Here is an 18,548-nt window from a genome sequence, read left to right as displayed (position 1 = left end):
GGTCATGAGCCCTACGGCAAGCGATGTCGTCAACGGTGGCATCTCCTTCTGGTACGCGGACGACGGTCTTCCGGCGGTGCGCGGGCCGCTGTCCGGTGACGCGTCGGCGGATGTCGTGATCGTCGGCGGCGGGTACACGGGACTGTGGACCGCGTACTACCTGAAGAAGGCGGCGCCCTTCCTGCGGATCACCGTCCTGGAGCAGAGGTTCTGCGGTTACGGCGCCTCGGGGCGCAACGGCGGCTGGCTCTACAACGGGATCGCGGGCCGTGACCGGTACGCGAGGCTGCACGGGCACGAGGCGGCCGTACGCCTGCAGAAGGCCATGAACGACACCGTCGACGAGGTCGTACGGGTGGCCGAGGAGGAGGGCGTCGACGCCGATCTGCACAAGGGCGGGGTCCTCGAAGTGGCGCGTACGCCCGCGCAGTTGGCGCGGCTGAGGGACTTCCACGCGCACGAGCTGTCGTACGGCGAGAAGGACCGGGAGCTGTACGGCGCCGAGGAGACCGCCGAGCGGATCCGGGTCGCGGGCGCCGTCGGTTCGACCTGGACCCCGCACGGGGCGCGGCTGCACCCGGTGAAGCTGGTGAAGGGGCTCGCGGCGGCCGTCGAGGCGCTCGGGGTGACCATCCACGAGTCGACGCCGGTGACGGAGATCCGCCCCCGGCACGCGGTCACGCCGTACGGCACCGTGCGCGCGCCCTATGTCCTGCGCTGCACCGAGGGCTTCACCGCGAACCTCAAGGGGCAGAAGCGCACCTGGCTGCCGATGAACTCCTCGATGATCGCGACCGAGCCGCTGACCGAGGAGCAGTGGGAGACCGTCGGCTGGGCGGGGCGCGAGACCCTCGGCGACATGGCGCACGCCTACATGTACGCGCAGCGCACCGCCGACGGCCGGATCGCGCTGGGCGGTCGCGGGGCGCCGTACCGCTTCGGATCCCGCACCGACAACGACGGCCGCACCCAGGAGACGACGATCGAGGCGCTGCGCGACATCCTCGTCGGCTTCTTCCCCTCCCTCGCCGGTGTGCGGATCGCGCACGCCTGGTCCGGTGTCCTCGGGGTGCCGCGGGACTGGTGCGCGACGGTCACCCTGGACCGCTCGACGGGCCTGGGCTGGGCGGGCGGTTACGTCGGCTCGGGCGTCGCCACCACCAACCTCGCCGCCCGCACCCTGCGCGACCTGGTCCAGCTGGACTCCGGCCAGGCCGGCCGGACCGACCTCACCGAACTGCCCTGGGTCGGCCACAAGGTCCGCAAGTGGGAACCGGAGCCCTTCCGCTGGCTGGGCGTCCACGGCATGTACGCCACCTACCGAGCCGCCGACCGCCGCGAGCTGACCACCCACACCCCCGACTCCTCCCGCCTGGCCCGCCTCGCGGACCGGGTGGCGGGGCGGCACTGACGGACCGTCGTAAACCGCCGGGCGTCGGTGAAACGCCCGGTCTCGGTAAACCGTCCAGTAAGCCAAATGGCTTGTTTTTGCCCTCTCATTGCCGTCTCCACCACCTCCCGCACCTGTCTTGTCCTCAAAGCTGGTCCACAGCTCCGTGACATGTACGCCACGCTCCCAGGGGAGGGCACTTCATGGCGGCCAACGGCTGGCGAAGAAGACGGGTATGGATGGTGCTCGCGACGTCCGCGGCACTGGGTCTGACGGTCACGCAGGCCCAGGCGTCCTCGGGTGGCGGGGTGCCGTTCGGCGTCCGGGAACTGCGGCATCAGGCCCTTCTGCATCAGCAGCAGAAGGGCCTGTCGGCTTTCGCGGAGGCCAAGGACGACGATGACGGCGGCGAGGCGCAGGAGGAGGCCGAGCAGGCCGACCAGTACGCCGAGGCGCGCACCTCGCCGGGGATCGTGGCGCCGGGGGCGTACGGGGCGGCGTACGACGCCCTGGCGGACCTGCCGCACACCAAGGGGAGCTGGAGCGATCTGACCCGGCTGCCCTACGACTCCGACGACCCGCGGTACCGGGACATCAACTCCAACTCCAGTGGCGGGGCCGGAAAGGTGACCGGGCGGGTGACCGGGCTCGCGGCCGACAACCACGGGTATGTGTACGCCGGGTCGGCCAACGGCGGTGTCTTCCGGTCCCGTTCGGGCGGCGGTCACTGGACGAACATCTCCGACGGGCTGCCCGCCCTGTCCACCGGTGACCTGGAGCTGGACGGCCGGGGGCGGCTCTGGTACGCCACCGGCGAGGCCAACACCAGCGCGACCTCCTTCCTCGGGACCGGTGTCTACGTGCTCGCCGATCCCCGCAAGGGCAGCTTCAGCCGGCACGACCGGGTCGGCGGCGACGAGCTGGAGTCGACGTCGATCAACGCGCTGCGGTTCGCCGGGGACAAGGTGTGGGCGGCGACCACCGAGGGTGTGTGGAGTCACAGCACCAGGACGCTGAAGGGCCACTGGAAGCTGGAGTTCGCACCCAACCCGGACTATCTGCCGGGTCACGCCAAGGCGAGCGATCCCGACGCCCCGTACAAGAACATCACCAGTGACATCGCCGTCGATCCGAAGAACCCGGACAAGGTCGTGCTCGCGGTCGGCTGGCGCGGCGGCGACGACTACAACGGCTTCTACGCGAAGTCCGGCGGGAGTTGGCAGCGGCTGACCGGGCTCGGGGACCTGCCGAGCAACGCGGAGGACGTCGGCAACGTGACCTTCGCGCGCAGCGCGGACGGCTCGCGGTACTACGCCATCGACCAGTCACCGGAGATGACCAACACCAACCCGGACAGCGGGCTGGAGGGCATCTTCGTCTCCAAGTCCGGTTCGCCGACCGGCCCGTGGACGCGCATCGCCACCTACCAGCAGCTGCGCGACTCGGGTTCGGCGCTCACCGGCGCCGGATACCAGCCCGGCATCCAGGCCTGGTACAACCAGTTCCTCACCGTCGACCCGAAGAACCCGGACCACGTCTACGCCGGTCTGGAGGAGGTCTTCGAGACCAAGGACGGCGGCAAGTCCTGGTCGGTGCCCGGACCTTACTGGAACTTCGGTTTCCCCTGCTGGTCCATCGACCCGAGCAAGCAGACCGGTGACTGCCACCAGACCGTCCACGCCGACCAGCACTCGGTCGCGATCGGCAGCGACGGCGGAGCGCCGTACGTCGTCGTCGGCGACGACGGCGGAGCCTTCCGCCGCCCGCTCAACGGCAGCGCGGACGCCTCCGGTCACGCCACCGACTGGCGGTCCCTCAACGACGGCACGATGGACGCCCTGCAGTACTACTCGGTCGGCGTCGGCGTCGACCCGTCCCGCAAGGGCCTCGCGATCACCGGCGGTCTGCAGGACAACGGGCAGTCCCAACTGCGGCCCGGCGACCGGGTGATGGGCTCCAACTTCGGCGGCGACGGCGGCGACACGATCACGGACCCCGCCAACGGCTGCAACATCGCCCAGGAGTACGTCTACCTCGCCGTGTCCGTCACCAACAACTGTGCGGTCAACGACGGAAGTTGGGTGACAGACCCGTCGAAGGCGACGACCTACTCGGTCGCCCCGCCCGACAACGCCACCGGCGAGGCCCGCTTCATCGCCCCGCTGAACGCCGACATCAAGAACCCGGACACCTGGGTCGCCGGCGGCCGGCACGTGTGGATCAACACCAAGGGGTACGCGATCCGCAGCGGCAGCGAGTGGACCAACGCCTACGACCTCGGCGAGGGGCACACCGCCACGGCGGTCGCCTCCTCCGGCGGCCGGGTGTACGCCGCCTGGTGCGGGCCCTGCAACAACCAGGGCTTCACCCGCGGCATCGCGGTCGGCAACGCCGACGGAACCGGCTGGCACCAGCTGAACCTGCCCGTCGACGGGACGGTCCCCAACCGCTACCTCTCCGGGCTGGCCATCGACCCGAACAACTCCGACCACGTCCTGCTCGCCGTCAACGGCTTCTCCCGGAAGTGGACCGAGGGCCCCGGCGCGGGCGTCGGCCACCTCTTCGAGACCCGGGACGGCGGAGCGACCTGGAAGGACGTCTCCGGGAACCTGCCGGACGTACCGGCCAACTCCGTCGCCCTGCTCAAGGGCGGCACGATCGCCCTGGGCACGGACCTCGGGGTGCTGGTGCGGACGCCGGGCTCGAAGGGCTGGCGGGTGGCCGGCGACAACCTGCCGACCACAGCGGTCATGCAACTGCGCACCGGCCCGGACGGACGCCTGTACGCGGCCACGCACGGCCGCGGGATCTGGGCGATCGACGTACGGCGTCTGCGGTGAACCAGTAAGGGTGAACCACTGATGTGGTGAGGCACGAAGGGGAGGGGCCCGCGGTCCGAGCGGCCCCTCCCCGCTTGTGTGCCCCCGCCGTCACGCCACCGGTTCCGGCACCGGCGTCTCGGCCCCACCAGCGGCAGGGGTCGGCGCCCACGGGTTCGCCTGTTCGGGTGACGGCCTCCCGGTCAGAAGACCATGTATCGGGATGTATCGCATCTGGGAGCGGCTTACGGCTGGTCCTGGCTCCAGTACCACCTTTCCGGTTGTCCGGCGGACGCCCCCTCTTCGACCTCAAGCGCGCTTGAGGTCAAGGCGGTGGTGGCCGAGGGCCAGGGACACCGCGGTGAGGGCGCTGTTGAAGGACACCTCCGAGAGCACGCCGGGGGCGGCGACCTGGTCGCCGGCCAGATAGACGCCGTCGCCGCGGTCGACGGCCGGCCGGTCCCGCCAGCTGGTGCCGGGCAGGTCGACGGCGCCGGTACGGCCGTACGCCACCGCCTCGCGCCGCCAGGTGACGCGCCCGCGCCAGCCTCCGAAGGCCAGGTCGAGGAGGTGCTCGGCGCGGGCGATGCCGTCCGCCCGGCCCTCCCGCGGCCCGATGGGAACCTGCCCCTGGATCAGCTGCTCGCCGACGGGGGCCAGCGAGCGGTCCTGGGCCGTGAACCGTTCGATCCAGCCGGGCGAGTCCAGGTCGGACACGGCGAACGCGTCCCCGCGCCGCGTCCGTACCGCCAGGTCGATCAGGGCCGTACGCCCGCCGGTCCAGGTCAGCGAGTCGTCGCCGAGCAGGCGCCGGGCGGCGTCGAGGGACGTGGCCACCACGACCGGCGTACCGGTCGGCAGCGAGTCGACGCGGGACAGGGTCTCCATCCGCACCCCGAGGTTCCACGCCCGCGCGGCCATCCGGTCGACCACGCTCGCCCAGCCACCGCGCGGGTAGTGCGCCTCGGGCGGCAGCTTGGTGGCCCGCCGCAGCCGCTCCTGCACGAACGCGGCGGACAGCGAACCGGGATCGTGGTGGAACACCGCCACGGCCGCGTAGTTGGCCGCGGCTCGCGCGCCCTCCTCGCCCGCGACCCCGGTCGCCCAGCTCAGGAAGTCGACGTCGACGGGCGCCTGCGGCAGCCCCGGGCGCAGCAGCTTGAGCATGGCGAACGGCGGCGTACGGCGCAGGACCCCGTGGTGCCGCAGCCGCAGCCGGGCCGCCTCCAGCGGCGGGATCGGGGCGAGCGGGCCGATCAGGTCCCGCTGCCTGAGCCACGTCCAGTGCGGGCCGCCGCTGTAGAGGGCGTGCGGCCCCTCGTTCGTGCGGTACGGCCCCTCGGCGGTCCGCGCCCGGCCGCCGAGGGTGTGATGCGCTTCGTGGACGGTCACCTTGGCGCCCGCCTCGGCGGCGGTGATCGCCGCGGTCAGCCCGGCGAAGCCGCCGCCGATGACGGTGATGCGGTGCGTGGTTCGGGGGCGGTGCATGGTTCGGGCTCTCCCTCGGATCGGAGTCGGATCTGAGTCGGACCGGAGTCAGGGAAGCGGCGCCTTTCTGCGTCTTCCTTGTCGGGGGTCTCGCGCTGCGTCACGCGTTTGCGCGTCTCGGTTTCCTGCGACTACGACGGTCCGCGGGCCCGGAATGTGACATGAAGGGTGGTTCTTGCAGGTCAGGGCGGTTGTCAGTGGTGGGGTGCAGCATGGGGGGCATGGTGAGACGAGCGGCTGGTGGCACGGGCGGGGCCGGCGGTACGGCGGTGAAGGGCGCGCGGCGACCGGAGATCCGGCTGCCCCCGCTGGAGCCCTTCGCGGAGGGGGAGCTGGAGCCGGACGGGGACTACGACGGCCTGGAGTTCCGGGTGGCGGACCTGGCCGGGCAGGACGGTGGGGGCGCCCGCTTCATGGACTGCGCGCTGACCGGGTGCGCGGTGGACGAGACGCGGCTGCACCACGCGCGCGTCCTGGACTCCGTGCTGACGGGGCTGCGGGGCGTGGGGACGGACCTCGCGGAGGCGACGCTGCGGGACGTGGAGGTGGTCGACGCGCGCCTGGGCGGGACGCAGATGCACGGCGCCGTGCTGGAGCGGGTGGTGGTCCGGGGCGGCAAGATCGACTACCTGAACCTGCGCGCGGCCCGACTCAAGGACGTCGTCTTCGAGAGCTGCGTCCTGGTCGAGCCGGACTTCGGGGGCGCCAGGCTCGAGCGCGTGGAGTTCGTGGACTGCGTCCTCAAGGGCGCCGACCTGACGGGGGTGGAGCTGAAGGACGTCGATCTGAGAGCGGCGGCCGAGCTGGGGATCTCGGCCGGGGTGGAGCGCTTGGCGGGGGCGGTGATCAGTCCGTCCCAACTGATGGATCTGGCGCCGGTGCTGGCGGCACAGATGGGGATTCGGGTGGAGGGCTGAACGTGGGGAGTTTCTACGGCAACGTGGTGGTGGCGCGGCCGTGCGACGAGGTGGTGCCGCGGCTCGGCGGGGCGGGCATCCGGGGGTACGCGCTGCCGGTCGGGCCGGGACACACCGTCGTGTACCCGGACCCGGAGACGGACGCGCTCGACGTGGCGGGCCCGCTGAGCGGGCTGCTGGGGGCGCCGGCTCTGGGGGCGTACGTCTTCGACTCGGACGTACTGATCATGCGGGTGTACGAGGACGGGCGGCTGAGGCACGCGTACGACTCGTGGCCGGGGTATTTCGGTGACACGGAGACCGACGAGGAGGGGAACCCGGTCGCCGCCGACGATCCCGACGGTGGCGGGGGACACTCCGAGCCTGTCGGCGCCGATCCGGAGCCCTTCGTCCCGCTGGCCTTCGGCCCGGTGGACCGGGAGGCGCTGGAGTCCGTGCTGCGGGGCACGCCCCTCGACCCGGGGGACGGCGAGGACGGGCGGTACGTCTTCGCCAACACCCAGCACTACGACGCGATGCTCTGCCTGGGCCTGAACGCGTGCCGGCTCAGCACGGGCTACCACTATCTGTCCCTGGGCGGGCTGCCGCACGAGACCAAGGCGGAGGAGCTGCTGTCGATCGGCTAGGAGATCCTCGGGAAGCGGGCCTGCAGGGTCCAGATCGCCGGGTTCTCGCCGAGGTCGTCGTGCAGGTCGACCAGGTCGGCGATCAGGTCGTGGAGGAAGTCCCGTGCCTCACGGCGCAGTTCGGAGTGGGAGAAGGTCAGCGGGGGCTCCTCGGCCGGCATCCAGTCGGCCTCGATGTCCACCCAGCCGAAGCGGCGCTCGAAGAGCATGCGGTCGGTGGACTCGGTGAAGTCCAGCTCGGCGTGCTGGGGCCGGGACGCCCGTGAACCCGCCGGGTCCCGGTCGAGCCGCTCGACGATGTCGCACAACGCCCACGCGAAGTCCAGCACCGGCACCCATCCCCAGGCTGTGGACAGTTCGTGGTCCTTGTCGGTGTCGGCGAGGTAGACGTCCCCGCAGAACAGGTCGTGGCGCAGGGCGTGGACGTCCGCACGCCGGTAGTCCGTCTGCGGCGGATCGGGAAAGCGGTTGGAGAGGGCGTAGCCGATGTCGAGCACGTACGAGATGGTGTCACGCCGCCTCCGGATCGGTGTCACGCCGCCTTAGGATCTCTGGGGTGCCCCGATCCGTGCGTATCGTCCCCGCTTCCCTCCTCGCCCTCTCACTCACCGTGACCGCGTGCTCGGGCGGAGTCCACGGCACCCCCGGCGGCCCGGGTGTGCACGACCCGTACTTCCCGAAGGCGGGCAACGGCGGATACGACGTCGGCCACTACGACCTGCGGCTCGCCTACGATCCGCACGGCGCCGGCCGGCTGACCGGCACCGCGACCCTCACGGCCCGCGCCACCCAGAACCTCTCCGCGTTCGACCTGGACCTCAAGGGCCTGGACGTCCAGAAGGTCACCGTCGAGGGCCGCAGCGCCCGCTTCAACCGGGCCGGCCAGGAGCTCACCGTCCGCCCGCACGACGATCTGGACGACGGGGAGACCTTCCGCGTCACCGTCCGCTACTCCGGCACCCCGCAGACCATCACCGACCCGGACGGCTCCCAGGAGGGCTGGCTGCCCACCACGGACGGCGCCCTCGCCCTCGGCGAGCCGACGGGCTCGATGGCGTGGTTCCCCGGCAACGACCACCCGTCCGACAAGGCGTCGTACGACATCGCGGTCACTGTGCCGAAGGGCCTGCAGGCCGTGTCCAACGGGGAGTTGACCGGCGAGACGACCACCGGGGACCGTACGACCTTCACCTGGCACACGCCCGAACCGATGGCGAGCTACCTCGCCACGGTCGTCGTCGGCCACTACGACATCAGCCGCTCCACGATCGGCAAGGACCGTCTGCCCGTGTACGTCGCCGTGGATCCGACACAGGCGAAGGCGAGCCGCGAGGTGCTCGCGCGGCTGCCCGGGATCATCGAGTGGGAGGAGTACAACTTCGGCCCGTACCCCTTCTCCTCCACCGGCGCGATCGTCGACGACGCGAAGGACGTCGGCTACGCCCTGGAGACGCAGAACCGGCCGGTGTTCCCCGCCGCCCCCGACACCGGCACGCTCGTCCACGAGCTGGCCCATCAGTGGTACGGCGACTCCGTGACGCCGAAGAGCTGGCGGGACATGTGGCTCAACGAGGGCTTCGCGACCTACGCCGAGTGGCTGTGGGACGAGGACCACGGCGGCCGCACGGCCCAGCAGACCTTCGACGCGCTCTACGCCCACGGCGAGGACGACCACCCCGGCCTGTGGTCCTTCCCGCCCGCCGAGCCGAGCGGCGCCGCCCACATCTCCGACGCCCCGGTCTACGAACGCGGCGCGATGGTCCTGCACAAGATCCGCGAGACGGTCGGCGACGACACCTTCTACGACATCGTCCAGGGCTGGGCCGCCGCCCACCGCCACGGCAACGCGGACACGGCGGACTTCACAGCGTACGTGGAGAAGTCGGCCCCGGACAAGGACTTCGCCCCGGTCTGGAAGCAGTGGCTGTACGGCGAGGGCAAACCGCCCCACTCGTGAACGGCACCGTCACACCCGCCGTTCGAGGTCCCGGCGCATCGCGGCACGGGCCGCCCAGACCGCCCGCCCGTGCCGCAGACGCTGTTCCTGGAACTCGGGGGAGTCGAGAGCCGGGACGCCGAGGGCGAGCACCTCCAGCAGCTCGCGCAGGGTGGCGTAGACGTCCTCCAGCACGTCGGCCAGCTCCTGGGGCGCGCGGATCAGGACCGACTCGCGGGCCTCGTCGCAGCCCGAGGTCCGGAACGCCTGCCGTACGGCCGCGTCGAGCGTGTCCCGGTCCCGGTGCTCGGTGGCCGCCGCGTGCATGTCCTCGTAGGCCAGCCGGTACTTCGTCAGGCAGGTGACATAGATGTCCCTGCGGTCCCGTTGGTCGCGGTCGGCCGCGTCCCGGCGCCAGCGCACCCGGTCGGCGAGCAGGGTCGAGCCGACGCCGATCAGTGCGCCGAGGCCGGTGCCGGCGAGGGTCGTCCACTCCACGGTCGGTCAGGCCTCGTCCCGCTCGTCCAGGGCGTCCAGCATCCCGGCGAGGCCGGGCGGCCACACCGGCTCACGCTCCTCGGCGAGGTCCCGGCGGGTCCACCAGCGCCAGGACAGGATGCCGTCCTCGGCGTGGGCGGCGGCGAGGTGGGGGCCGGTGGGCTCGCGGCGGGGGCCGTGGGTGACGTAGTGGTTTCGTGCTGGCGGACGGGGATGTCCATGCGGGTGAAGCCGTGTTCCCAGGTGCAGAGGAAGGGGCCGGGTTCGAGGTCGGTCCAGCCGGTCTCCTCGCGGAGCTCGCGCAGGGCGCCCTCGCGTGGCGTCTCGTCCCCGTCGAGGCCACCGCCGGGCAGCGACCAGTGGATGCCGACCTCGGGGTTGTCGTAGCGGAAGAGGAACACCGCGCCGTCGGGGTCGAGTACGGCGACGCGGGCCGCGCGGCGGGGCGTGCGCAGCACCTTGCGGGGGCGCGCTAGGGTTTTCGGTGTCCATCGGGAAGGTCCTGTCTTCCTCGGTGGTCAGGCCCTCGCACTGGGATGGCAGTCCCGGCGGGGGCCGTCGCATGTCTGGGGTTGTGTGTCGTGGTCTTGCGGTCTTGCTGCGGTGAGCGTAAGGCAGGCAACCGGTCCGAAATCCAGCCGAGTTGGGCATGTTCACTCGCGGGAGTGAGTTTGCCCGGCGGGAGGGCGGGGTGGGGTTTGGTGGGGTGCTTTATCGCCGGTGGGTGGTGCATAGGGAGCGCAGGTCGGACCGGAGCACGGGGGCTTGTGCTTCGGTGATTCCGGGTGCCGCCGCTGCGTCGGCTGTGCTGTACTTGGACGCAAGGAGGGCCCCCGCCCGGACCGGTTATCCGTGCGGAGGCCCAAGCTCAGCAGGAGCGTGTCGGATGTCCCCAGTGTGTGTGGGGATATCCGGCTACCTGCTGAGCCACCAGAGCAGCCACCTCCTCGCGTGCTTCGCCGTCCGCTCCGGCACGAGCCGGATCAGACGCATGACGAGAGTCGGCTTCTGCTCCTTGTGACCGCCCATCTGGGGGCGTCCTCCCTTCGACGTGAGGCGGCCATACACACAGTCCCGGGACCGCTCTCGTCGGGCCGGGCCCCGAACAGGTGGGGCCCGGAGTGAAGGGAGGACGCACCCATCGGGTGCGTCACATCTCGATGCTACCGGCTGAACTGACCTACTGTGACCGCTTGTTCACATGCCGTGCGCGGTGTACTCCGCCCAGACCGTCTTGCGGGGCGGTAGTCCCGATGTGACTCCCCATTTGTCTGCCGGCGCGTCGATCAGTACGAGGCCGCGGCCCGACTCGGCGTCAGCAGCCGGGAGTTGGGTGTGCGGCAGGCTGTCGCCTCGGGTGTCCGTGACCTCGATGCGCAGGGTGGCGCCGACGACGTAGAGCAGGAGTTGGAAGTTCCGGCCGGATACGCGGCCGTGAGTGGCGGCGTTGTTGGCGAGCTCGGCGACGATGAGGGCCGTCGGGTCCAACGGGAGCCCCCAGGCGCGCAGTTGTTCCGTCGCCAGCAGCCGGACCAGGCGCGCTCCGCGCGGGGTGGGCGACAGCAGGACGCTGAAACTGCGGATGGGGGTGGCGGTTTGCTGATTCACGTCACTCAGCGTGGCCAGCTGCGCCTACCGTGAACAGTGACGACGCCGTTGCGTACGGTGACTGTACGGAGCTTGTCCGGCGGTGTCCGGGCTGTCGGCGTCGATCGTACGGGTAGGGCCGTCGTGACGCGGCGGTACGGCGGAGAGGTGCGGGATGTCGGTGGACGCGGGGCGGCTCAAGACGGAGGCGGACGAGCCGGGTTGGGAGGTGGACCCGGACGACGAGTGGGGCGTGGCTGTCATCGCCACGGTTGGGCGGCAGATCAAGCTACGGCGAGAGGCTGTTGGCATGCGGGCCGCCGACTTCGGGGACGCCGTCGGGTACGGCGAGGATCTCGTCGTTTCCGGACGGTACCGCCGTGGGGCGCTCCGACGGCGCGTTCAACGGCCGCCCGACATCAGACCCGAAACAGCTGCGCATCCTTGAGCTGCGGTATGGCACCATCCGGGCGCAGGCTCTCTCACCAGGGGAGTCGTTGGCCCGCATCGAGCAACTGCTGGGAGAAACATGATCCGCAAGCCCGCTGCCGAAGACGCCCCTGAACTGGCGTGGTTCAAAAGCAGCTACAGCAGCGGCAATGACGGCAACTCCTGCGTCGAGATCGCGACAGCACCCCGCACCATCCACATCCGCGACTCCAAGAACCTCGACGGCCCCCGCCTCGCCGTCACTCCCGCCACGTGGGCGGACTTCGTGCCGTATCTCAAAGGCTGAACGCCGGAGCCCCCGGTCGCGGCCAACCGCAACCAGGGGCTCCCGCTCAGCGCACCCGTGAATCAGACGTTGACGCCGAAGTCCTGGGCGATGCCGACCAGGCCGGAGGCGTAGCCCTGGCCGACCGCGCGGAACTTCCACTCCGCGCCGTTGCGGTACAGCTCGCCGAAGACCATCGCCGTCTCCGTGGCCGCGTCCTCGGAGAGGTCGTAGCGGGCGATCTCGGCGCCGCCGGCCTGGTTGAGGATGCGGATGTAGGCGTTGCGGACCTGGCCGAAGTTCTGCGAGCGGGTCTCCGCGTCGTAGATGGAGACCGGGAAGACGATCTTGTCGATGTCGGCCGGGAGGGCCGCCAGGTTGACGTTGATCGCCTCGTCGTCGCCCTCGCCCTCACCCGTGCGGTTGTCGCCGGTGTGGACGATGGTGTTGTCCGGGGTCTGCTTGTTGTTGAAGAAGACGAAGTGGGCGTCGGAGTAGACCTTGCCCTGAGCGTTGACCGCGATCGCCGAGGCGTCGAGGTCGAAGTCCGTGCCGGTGGTGGTGCGGACGTCCCAGCCGAGGCCCACGGTGACGGCGGTCAGGCCCGGAGCCTCCTTGGTGAGCGAGACGTTGCCACCCTTGGACAGGCTTACAGCCATGGTTGGGAGTCCTTTCCCTCGTGTGCGTACGGCGCCGCACGGCGTACGGGCTTGAAGCTACAGCTACCCGTATGAACGCCACGAGGGGTACGGAAGGTTCCTGCTCTCTTTACTTTCTTTACCGAACTTCGGGTGAACGTTAATCGCGTGACGTGTGCCGGTCAGACGCGCGACCATGGGGGACATGTCCGGTCCCTACCTCATCCGCGGCTCCGTCTCGCTTCCCGAGGCCGAGCTCATGTGGCGTTTCTCGCGGTCGTCGGGGCCGGGAGGCCAGCACGTCAACACCAGTGACTCTCAGGTGGAGCTGCGCTTCGACCTGGCGAGCACCGAGGCGCTGCCGGAGGTGTGGAAGGCGCGGGCGCTGGAGCGGCTGGCCGGCCGCCTCGTCGACGGCGGCGTGGTCGTCGTACGCGCGTCCGAGCATCGCTCGCAGTGGCGCAACCGTGAGACCGCCGCCGTACGCCTCGCGGCCCTGCTCGCGGAGGCGAGCGCGCCGCCGCCCAAGCCGCGTCGGCCCACCCGGATTCCGCGCGGCATCAACGAGCGGCGGCTGCGGGAGAAGAAGCAGCGGTCCGAGACGAAGCGGGGGCGGTCCGGCCGGGACTGGTCGTAGAGCCGGGGTGGTCATGGGTCCCAGGGTGGTCACCGGTCCCGGGTGGAAAAGTGCGCGCTCGTCCGGGACCGGATCGCCGTGATCGACATCGTGACGGACCACGCGCGCGTGGTGGAACAGGACGTGGATCTCGTCGATCAGGGCTCGAGGTCCAGCACGCCGACCGTCTGGCCGCCGCTGGTCTCACCCGTCGTGCGGAAGCCGAGGCCCAGGTAGAAGCCCTCCGGGCCGTCGGGGCCGGGGTGCCAGGTGACATGGCACTGCTTCCCGCCCCGGCGGCGGATCTCCGCGGCCACCGACGCGACCGCGAACCGCCCGTACCCGCGGCCTTGTTCACCGGCCGCGATGTTCAGCCGCCACAGGCCGGAGCGGAAGAGCGTGCCGTCCTGGTTCCAGTCGATGTCGAAGAAGGCCATCAGGAAGCCGACAGCCCGGTCACCTTCGACGATCAGGCGGGGCCAGGCGACGTCCGGGGGCCGGACGTAGGCCTCGGCGAGGGAGTGGGCGACCGGTTCGACCGCGTGTTCCTGGTCGGGTCGGACGCGGACCGCGAGGGCGGCCTCAAGGTTGGCCGTGGTGATCTCTTCGAGGCGGGGGCCAGGCGTCGTCATGCGCGCACCCTAGGAGCGGGCCACGCGCGCGTGCCACGCAATTTGGGTGCGGCCGCTCAGCCCAGCTGGCGGTAGCGGCCGCGGAAGTACGTCAGCGGGCCGCCGTTCGCGCTCGGTACGTCCGCTGTCAGGACGCGGGCGATCACCAGGGTGTGGTCGCCGGCGATCACGCGCTGCTCGGTGCGGCACTCCAGGGTGGCCAGGGCGCCGCCCACCAGGGGCGCCCCGGTCGCCTTGCCGCGGACGTACGGGATGTCCTCGAAGAGCAGGCGGTCGCTGATGCGGCCCTTCATGGCGAAGCGGCCGGCGATGTGGCGCTGGCTCTCGGAGAGGACCGAGACCCCCCACAGGGGCTGTTCGTCGAGCAGGTCGTCCATGCGGGCGCCGGTGCGCAGGCTGACCAGGACCAGGGGCGGGTCGAGGGAGACCGACAGGAAGGCCGTCGCCGTCATGCCGACGTCCTCGCCGGGCGGCGCCGACGGGTCGTCGGGGTCCAGCGGCGGCTCCTGCGCGGTCACCAGGACCACGCCTGCGGCCAGCCGGGACATGGCGGCGCGGAACTCGTCGTTGCTCACCCCCTCAGCATGCCCGGCGGGCGACGGGACAGTGATCGGGGACGTGGCAAGGGATGTGTTCGGCACGCTCGGAACGCTAATCTCCCGTCCCCGCCGGCCGCATCGGGCGTCGGGCCGAGGCCGGACCTAGGACCACCGGCGGAGTTCGCCACATAACCAAAGTTCGCATCCAGTAAACACACTGGAAAAACGCAGAAACCCCACTCAATTGTTCATCTTTCGCTGTGACTTGAGTCACAAGGGGCGGGAATTGTTGACCCTGTGTACCGAGTGGGCAGCGCGCTGTGATTCAGTGACGGGGAAGCTGCCAGAACGATACGCCGATGAGAACCCTTGATTCGCTGCGAGGTCTCGGGGGGAGGGCGAGTATGGAGACCGAGTCGGAGCCCTACGTCCGTCTTGCGACTCTGCGACAACTGCACCAGGTCATGGCCGATATGAACACGGCCCGCAGCCTGGCGGACACACTGCAGACCGTCGCCGACGGTGTGGTCAACGGCCTCGGTTACGAGCTGGCGTGCGTCAACCTGGTCCGCCCCGACGGCGACCTCGTCGTCGCCGCCTTCGCCGGCAACGCCGCGGCCGAGGCGCTGATCACCGGCCGGGTCGGCTCCCGCGAGTCCTGGGAGCGCCGCCTGACCATGGGCGAGCACTGGGGCGACCTGGTCTTCATACCGCACACCGAGGGCTGGATCCTCGACGACGACGACGTCCCGCAGTGGTACACCGACGGGCCCGCGCCGCGCTTCGAGGACGAGTGGCACCCCGCCGACCGGCTGTTCGCGCCCATGTACACACCGGGCGTGCCGGGCGGCTCCTGCGGCGAGCTGATCGGCGTGCTGTCCGTGGACCGGCCGCGCAACGGCCGCCGGCCGGGCGCATGGGGACGCGAAGCGCTCCAGATGTACGCGTTCCAGGCCGCCATCGCGATCAGCAACGCCCGGCTGCGCGCCAACATGCAGCGCGCACTGGTCAGGCTCGAAAGGGAGCAGCAGGCCCTCAGGGCGAGCGAGGAGAGCTTCCGGCAGGCCTTCGAGTACGCCCCCTCGGGCATGGCCATCGCCGAGATGGGCGGCGACCAGCACGGGCGAATACTCCGCACCAACGACGCCCTGTGCCGGCTGCTCGGCCGCCCCGCCTCCCAGATGCGCCGCTACTCCTTCTCCGACCTCGTCCACCCCGAGGACATAGGCACCCTGCTGCGGACCTCAGCCGAGGGCGGGCGCGCGGAGCTGCGCCTCGGCCGCCGGGACGGCACCTACGTCTGGGTCTCCCTGCGCAACTCCGTCGTCGCGGACGCCGCCGACGGCCCCCGCTTCCTGCTCACCCACGTCGAGGACATAGAGGAGCGCAAGCGCCGCGAGCTGCACCTCGCCCACCGCGCCTCCCACGACTCCCTCACCGGCCTGCCGAACTCCGCCGAGCTCCGCTCCCGCCTGTCCTCCCGCCTGTGTCAGCGGCCCGCACACCCGGCCGCCCTGGAATCCCTGGACGCGGCCTACGGCCACCCGGCCTTCGACGCCAACGGCCACGGCTTCGACTTCCGGCCGGGCGGGGCCGAGATGTTCGACGGCTACGACCACCATGTGCACACCGTCGCCCCCGAGGGCGAGCGCGACGACGGCACCAAGGGGCTCGCGGTGCTCTTCTGCGACCTCGACGGCTTCAAGTCGATCAACGACCGGTTCGGCCACAACGCGGGCGACGCGGTGCTCATCGAGGTCGCCCGGCGGCTGTCCCGGGGGGTGCGCGACGGCGACACCGTGGCGCGTCTCGGCGGCGACGAGTTCGTGGTCCTCGCCGACGGGCTCGGCCGGGCCGACGCCCAGGACCTCGCCGTACGGCTGCGCAACGAGATCATCCAGCCGATCCGGGTCGACGGGCGGGCCATGCGGGTGGGCGCCAGCTTCGGCATCGGATGGGCGCACTGCGGCATGACCGCGGACGAAGTGTTGAAGTCCGCCGACGAGCGGATGTACGTAGAGAAACGATCTCGTCCCAAACAGCACAGACGAGCGGGATGATCCCCCAGGTCAGGGGGTACATCCGCGAGACGATGCGATCCGAGTCACCCGTTTGGGGCATGGAGAGCGGGTAGGCTCGCCATTCTGACCCCACGTATCGCACCGACCCGCACCCGCTAGGAGTACCAAGGGATGACGTCCGGCAACAACGGCGCCAGTACGCCCGAGGACGACGACCCGTTCGGCTACCTCTACGCCGATGGGCAGGCCAACGGCGCCCAGCCGCCGTCCGGTGGTTACGGCTACCCGGGCTCGGTCAACCGCACCCGCGCGGTCGGCCAGCGGCAGTACGGGCAGCCGGCTCCGGCGCAGCAGACCGCCGCGTACGGCCAGGTGCCGCAGCAGCAGGGTGCGTACGGCCAGCCCAACGCCCACTACGCGGCCCCCGAGACCTTCCCCGGCGGCGGCGCCCCGACGGCCCCGCAGCAGCCGGCGCGCGCTGGTGGGGGCGGCGGCCGCGGCGGCGGTCCCAACACCAAGGGGCTGCTGATCGGCGCGATAGCGGTGGTGGCCGCGGTGGTCATCGGCATCGGCGTGGCGATCATGGGCGGGGACTCCTCGGACAACAAGGCGAGCGGCGGCTCCACGCCGACGACGTCCACGTCCCAGAGCACCCAGCCGAGCCAGTCGTCGAGCGCCAGCGCGGCAGCGGACCTTCCGAAGACCGACGCCAAGGACCTCCAGCTGGGGGGCGGCGCGACGGTGGCGTCGGACGTCGAGGGCGCCCAGTCGGACGGCGGCAGCTACGTCACCAACCTGAACAACGAGGGCGCGTCCGTCACGTGGACGTTCGACGGCATCCCCAAGGGGGGTGTCTACACCGTCTTCACGCACTTCAGCGCGGCCGGCGAGGACCAGTCGATGACGCTCAGCGTCAACGGCAAGACGTTCGGCAGCAAGGTGAACCTGGGCAACTTCGCGCACGCCAAGGACGGCGACTTCGCGAAGGGCTGGACCACGACCTACTCCTGGCCCTCCCTCAAGCAGGGCACGAACACGATCACGCTCTCCTGCCAGGCCGGCGACAAGTGCAACGTCCTGCTCGACCAGCTGTGGCTGAAGGCGGGCCAGGTCGAGAAGTAGGGGTCGCGTCAAGGACCCTAGGCCGCGGTGGCCTCGCCCGTCACCGCGATCCGCCCCACCAGCTCCTCGTAGGCCGCGCGGTCGAACTCGCCTGCCACCGGGGCCAGTACCGTCGCCGCTGACAGGGCGACCGCGTGGGACAGGCGGGTCGGCCAGGGGAGTCGGTCGACCAGGCCCGACAGCAGGCCCGCCACCGCGGAGTCGCCCGCGCCTGTGGGGTTGCCGTGGAGGTGAGCGGGCGGCGTGGCTCGCCAGCGGCCCTCGGGGGTGGCCGCGAGGAGGCCGTCCGCGCCGAGGGAGGTGACGACCGCCGTCGCTCCCCGTCGGCGGGCGTCCTGGGTGGCGCGCAGCGGTTCGTGGGAGCCGGTGAGTTCGGCCAGTTCGTCGGCGTTCGGCTTGATCAGGTCGGGGCGGGCGGCCACCCCCCGGCGCAGGGGCTCGCCGCTCGTGTCGAGGAGCACGGGAACCCCGGCGGCCCGGGCCAGCCGGACCAGGACGGCGTACGCCCCCACCGGCACTCCCGGTGGCAGGCTGCCGCACAGGGCCACCGCCGACATGGAGGGCAGCAGGTCCTCGTACGCCTCCTGGAAGGCCGACCACTCGGCGGGCGTGACCGTGGGACCCGGCTCGTTGAGCTGGGTCGTGTCGCCGGAGGCCGTGTCCACGACGGCGATCGTGCGGCGGGTCGGGCCGGCGACCGGGACGAGGGCGTCCGCCAGTCCGGGTGTGGCGGTCAGCTGCTCCTGGACCGTACGGCCGGTCGCGCCGCCCGTGAAGCCGGTGACCGTCACCTCGTGGCCGAGGGCCGCCAGCACCCGGGCCACGTTCAGGCCCTTGCCGCCGGGGCGTTCCGTCACCTCGGTCACCCGGTGCGAGGTGTGCGGGCGCAGCGCCCGGACGCGGTACGTGATGTCGAGAGCGGTGTTCAGTGTGACCGTGAGGATCACCTGGGCCGACCTCCCCCGGAGAAAGACATGCAGAACGTGGTCGTCCCATTTTCACAG

The 18,548-nt window shown here is 71.1% G+C and carries 17 protein-coding genes and 2 pseudogenes; 10 read left to right on the top strand and 9 right to left on the bottom strand.

All coding sequences use genetic code 11. From position 1 onward, the window contains the following. Window positions 1-4: 4 nt before the first annotated feature. Window positions 5-1,411 (top strand): NAD(P)/FAD-dependent oxidoreductase, encoded by a 1,407-nt coding sequence (locus tag MKW14_RS23260; RefSeq protein ID WP_240865077.1) that lies wholly within the window; start codon window positions 5-7, stop codon window positions 1,409-1,411. Window positions 1,412-1,629: 218 nt separating this feature from the next. Next, the gene (locus tag MKW14_RS23255; RefSeq protein ID WP_240865075.1) at window positions 1,630-4,230 is read left to right on the top strand and encodes a glycosyl hydrolase; all 2,601 of its coding nucleotides are present in this window, start codon (window positions 1,630-1,632) and stop codon (window positions 4,228-4,230) included. A gap of 288 nt (window positions 4,231-4,518) precedes the next feature. Here the strand turns inward: MKW14_RS23255 and MKW14_RS23250 are convergent, their stop codons facing one another. Then, window positions 4,519-5,697, bottom strand: a complete 1,179-nt coding sequence (locus MKW14_RS23250) for an NAD(P)-binding protein (RefSeq protein WP_240865074.1) — start codon at window positions 5,695-5,697, stop codon at window positions 4,519-4,521. Between the two features lie 221 nt (window positions 5,698-5,918). Here MKW14_RS23250 and MKW14_RS23245 point away from each other — a divergent pair, with 221 nt between their 5' ends. Next, entirely contained in the window at window positions 5,919-6,614 is a 696-nt protein-coding gene (locus MKW14_RS23245) for a pentapeptide repeat-containing protein (RefSeq protein ID WP_240865072.1), read from the top strand. Window positions 6,615-6,616: 2 nt separating this feature from the next. Next, on the top strand, window positions 6,617-7,240 hold the full coding sequence (locus tag MKW14_RS23240; RefSeq protein WP_240865070.1) for a hypothetical protein: 624 nt from the start codon (window positions 6,617-6,619) through the stop codon (window positions 7,238-7,240). On the opposite strand, the gene MKW14_RS23235 is transcribed toward MKW14_RS23240, so the two are convergent. Continuing rightward, window positions 7,237-7,737: a hypothetical protein gene (locus MKW14_RS23235; RefSeq protein WP_240865224.1), complete on the bottom strand. Its 501-nt coding sequence runs from the start codon at window positions 7,735-7,737 to the stop codon at window positions 7,237-7,239. The two genes, MKW14_RS23240 and MKW14_RS23235, sit on opposite strands and share 4 nt — an antisense overlap. 59 nt (window positions 7,738-7,796) lie before the next feature. Here MKW14_RS23235 and MKW14_RS23230 point away from each other — a divergent pair, with 59 nt between their 5' ends. Continuing rightward, window positions 7,797-9,197 carry a M1 family metallopeptidase gene (locus MKW14_RS23230; RefSeq protein ID WP_240865067.1) on the top strand — a complete coding sequence of 467 codons (1,401 nt, stop codon included), beginning with the start codon at window positions 7,797-7,799 and terminating at the stop codon, window positions 9,195-9,197. 9 nt (window positions 9,198-9,206) lie between these two features. On the opposite strand, the gene MKW14_RS23225 is transcribed toward MKW14_RS23230, so the two are convergent. From MKW14_RS23225 to MKW14_RS23215, 3 genes and pseudogenes are all read right to left on the bottom strand, one after another. Further along, window positions 9,207-9,674 (bottom strand): hypothetical protein, encoded by a 468-nt coding sequence (locus tag MKW14_RS23225; RefSeq protein WP_240865065.1) that lies wholly within the window; start codon window positions 9,672-9,674, stop codon window positions 9,207-9,209. A 6-nt stretch (window positions 9,675-9,680) separates the two neighbouring features. Further along, window positions 9,681-10,138 (bottom strand): annotated as a pseudogene (locus MKW14_RS23220) (NUDIX hydrolase); the annotation flags it as partial. 733 nt (window positions 10,139-10,871) lie between these two features. Next, window positions 10,872-11,282 carry an ATP-binding protein gene (locus MKW14_RS23215; protein ID WP_240865063.1) on the bottom strand — a complete coding sequence of 137 codons (411 nt, stop codon included), beginning with the start codon at window positions 11,280-11,282 and terminating at the stop codon, window positions 10,872-10,874. A 154-nt stretch (window positions 11,283-11,436) separates the two neighbouring features. Between MKW14_RS23215 and MKW14_RS23210 the strand changes: the two are divergent. Then, window positions 11,437-11,794: pseudogene (locus MKW14_RS23210) on the top strand (hypothetical protein). After that, on the top strand, window positions 11,791-11,997 hold the full coding sequence (locus tag MKW14_RS23205) for a DUF397 domain-containing protein (protein ID WP_240865062.1): 207 nt from the start codon (window positions 11,791-11,793) through the stop codon (window positions 11,995-11,997). The pseudogene MKW14_RS23210 and the gene MKW14_RS23205 overlap by 4 nt, the downstream one beginning before the upstream one ends. A 62-nt stretch (window positions 11,998-12,059) precedes the next feature. Here the strand turns inward: MKW14_RS23205 and MKW14_RS23200 are convergent, their stop codons facing one another. After that, window positions 12,060-12,635 carry a TerD family protein gene (locus MKW14_RS23200; RefSeq protein WP_240865061.1) on the bottom strand — a complete coding sequence of 192 codons (576 nt, stop codon included), beginning with the start codon at window positions 12,633-12,635 and terminating at the stop codon, window positions 12,060-12,062. 175 nt (window positions 12,636-12,810) lie between these two features. On the opposite strand from MKW14_RS23200, the gene arfB reads away from it, so the two are divergent. Next, complete coding sequence (gene arfB / locus MKW14_RS23195; RefSeq protein ID WP_240865223.1) at window positions 12,811-13,251, top strand: alternative ribosome rescue aminoacyl-tRNA hydrolase ArfB; 441 nt, start codon at window positions 12,811-12,813, stop codon at window positions 13,249-13,251. 137 nt (window positions 13,252-13,388) lie between these two features. On the opposite strand, the gene MKW14_RS23190 is transcribed toward arfB, so the two are convergent. After that, window positions 13,389-13,862 carry a GNAT family N-acetyltransferase gene (locus tag MKW14_RS23190; RefSeq protein ID WP_240865060.1) on the bottom strand — a complete coding sequence of 158 codons (474 nt, stop codon included), beginning with the start codon at window positions 13,860-13,862 and terminating at the stop codon, window positions 13,389-13,391. 56 nt (window positions 13,863-13,918) lie between these two features. After that, complete coding sequence (locus tag MKW14_RS23185; protein ID WP_240865059.1) at window positions 13,919-14,503, bottom strand: flavin reductase family protein; 585 nt, start codon at window positions 14,501-14,503, stop codon at window positions 13,919-13,921. A 302-nt stretch (window positions 14,504-14,805) separates the two neighbouring features. Here MKW14_RS23185 and cdgB point away from each other — a divergent pair, with 302 nt between their 5' ends. Then, complete coding sequence (cdgB, locus tag MKW14_RS23180; RefSeq protein ID WP_240865058.1) at window positions 14,806-16,461, top strand: diguanylate cyclase CdgB; 1,656 nt, start codon at window positions 14,806-14,808, stop codon at window positions 16,459-16,461. A 132-nt stretch (window positions 16,462-16,593) separates the two neighbouring features. After that, a complete protein-coding gene (locus MKW14_RS23175; protein ID WP_240865057.1) occupies window positions 16,594-17,544 on the top strand; it encodes a carbohydrate-binding protein in 951 nt (316 codons plus the stop codon). Window positions 17,545-17,561: 17 nt separating this feature from the next. On the opposite strand, the gene MKW14_RS23170 is transcribed toward MKW14_RS23175, so the two are convergent. Then, window positions 17,562-18,491 carry a 1-phosphofructokinase family hexose kinase gene (locus tag MKW14_RS23170; RefSeq protein ID WP_240865055.1) on the bottom strand — a complete coding sequence of 310 codons (930 nt, stop codon included), beginning with the start codon at window positions 18,489-18,491 and terminating at the stop codon, window positions 17,562-17,564. Window positions 18,492-18,548: the final 57 nt, after the last annotated feature.

The sequence above is a fragment of the Streptomyces gilvus genome (assembly GCF_022513565.1).
Taxonomy (GTDB): Bacteria; Actinomycetota; Actinomycetes; order Streptomycetales; family Streptomycetaceae; genus Streptomyces; species Streptomyces gilvus.
The sequence above is the reverse complement of the archived record's forward strand: the minus strand, read 5'-3'. Positions and strand labels throughout refer to the sequence as shown.

Coding starts and splice junctions, on each gene's coding strand:
- MKW14_RS23260 (WP_240865077.1), top strand. CDS start 5: ATGAGCCCTACGGCAAGCGATGTCGTCAACGGTGGCATCTCCTTCTGG.
- MKW14_RS23255 (WP_240865075.1), top strand. CDS start 1,630: ATGGTGCTCGCGACGTCCGCGGCACTGGGTCTGACGGTCACGCAGGCC.
- MKW14_RS23250 (WP_240865074.1), bottom strand. CDS start 5,697: ATGCACCGCCCCCGAACCACGCACCGCATCACCGTCATCGGCGGCGGC.
- MKW14_RS23245 (WP_240865072.1), top strand. CDS start 5,919: ATGGTGAGACGAGCGGCTGGTGGCACGGGCGGGGCCGGCGGTACGGCG.
- MKW14_RS23205 (WP_240865062.1), top strand. CDS start 11,791: ATGATCCGCAAGCCCGCTGCCGAAGACGCCCCTGAACTGGCGTGGTTC.
- MKW14_RS23200 (WP_240865061.1), bottom strand. CDS start 12,635: ATGGCTGTAAGCCTGTCCAAGGGTGGCAACGTCTCGCTCACCAAGGAG.
- arfB (WP_240865223.1), top strand. CDS start 12,811: ATGGGGGACATGTCCGGTCCCTACCTCATCCGCGGCTCCGTCTCGCTT.
- MKW14_RS23190 (WP_240865060.1), bottom strand. CDS start 13,862: ATGACGACGCCTGGCCCCCGCCTCGAAGAGATCACCACGGCCAACCTT.
- cdgB (WP_240865058.1), top strand. CDS start 14,806: ATGGAGACCGAGTCGGAGCCCTACGTCCGTCTTGCGACTCTGCGACAA.
- MKW14_RS23175 (WP_240865057.1), top strand. CDS start 16,594: ATGACGTCCGGCAACAACGGCGCCAGTACGCCCGAGGACGACGACCCG.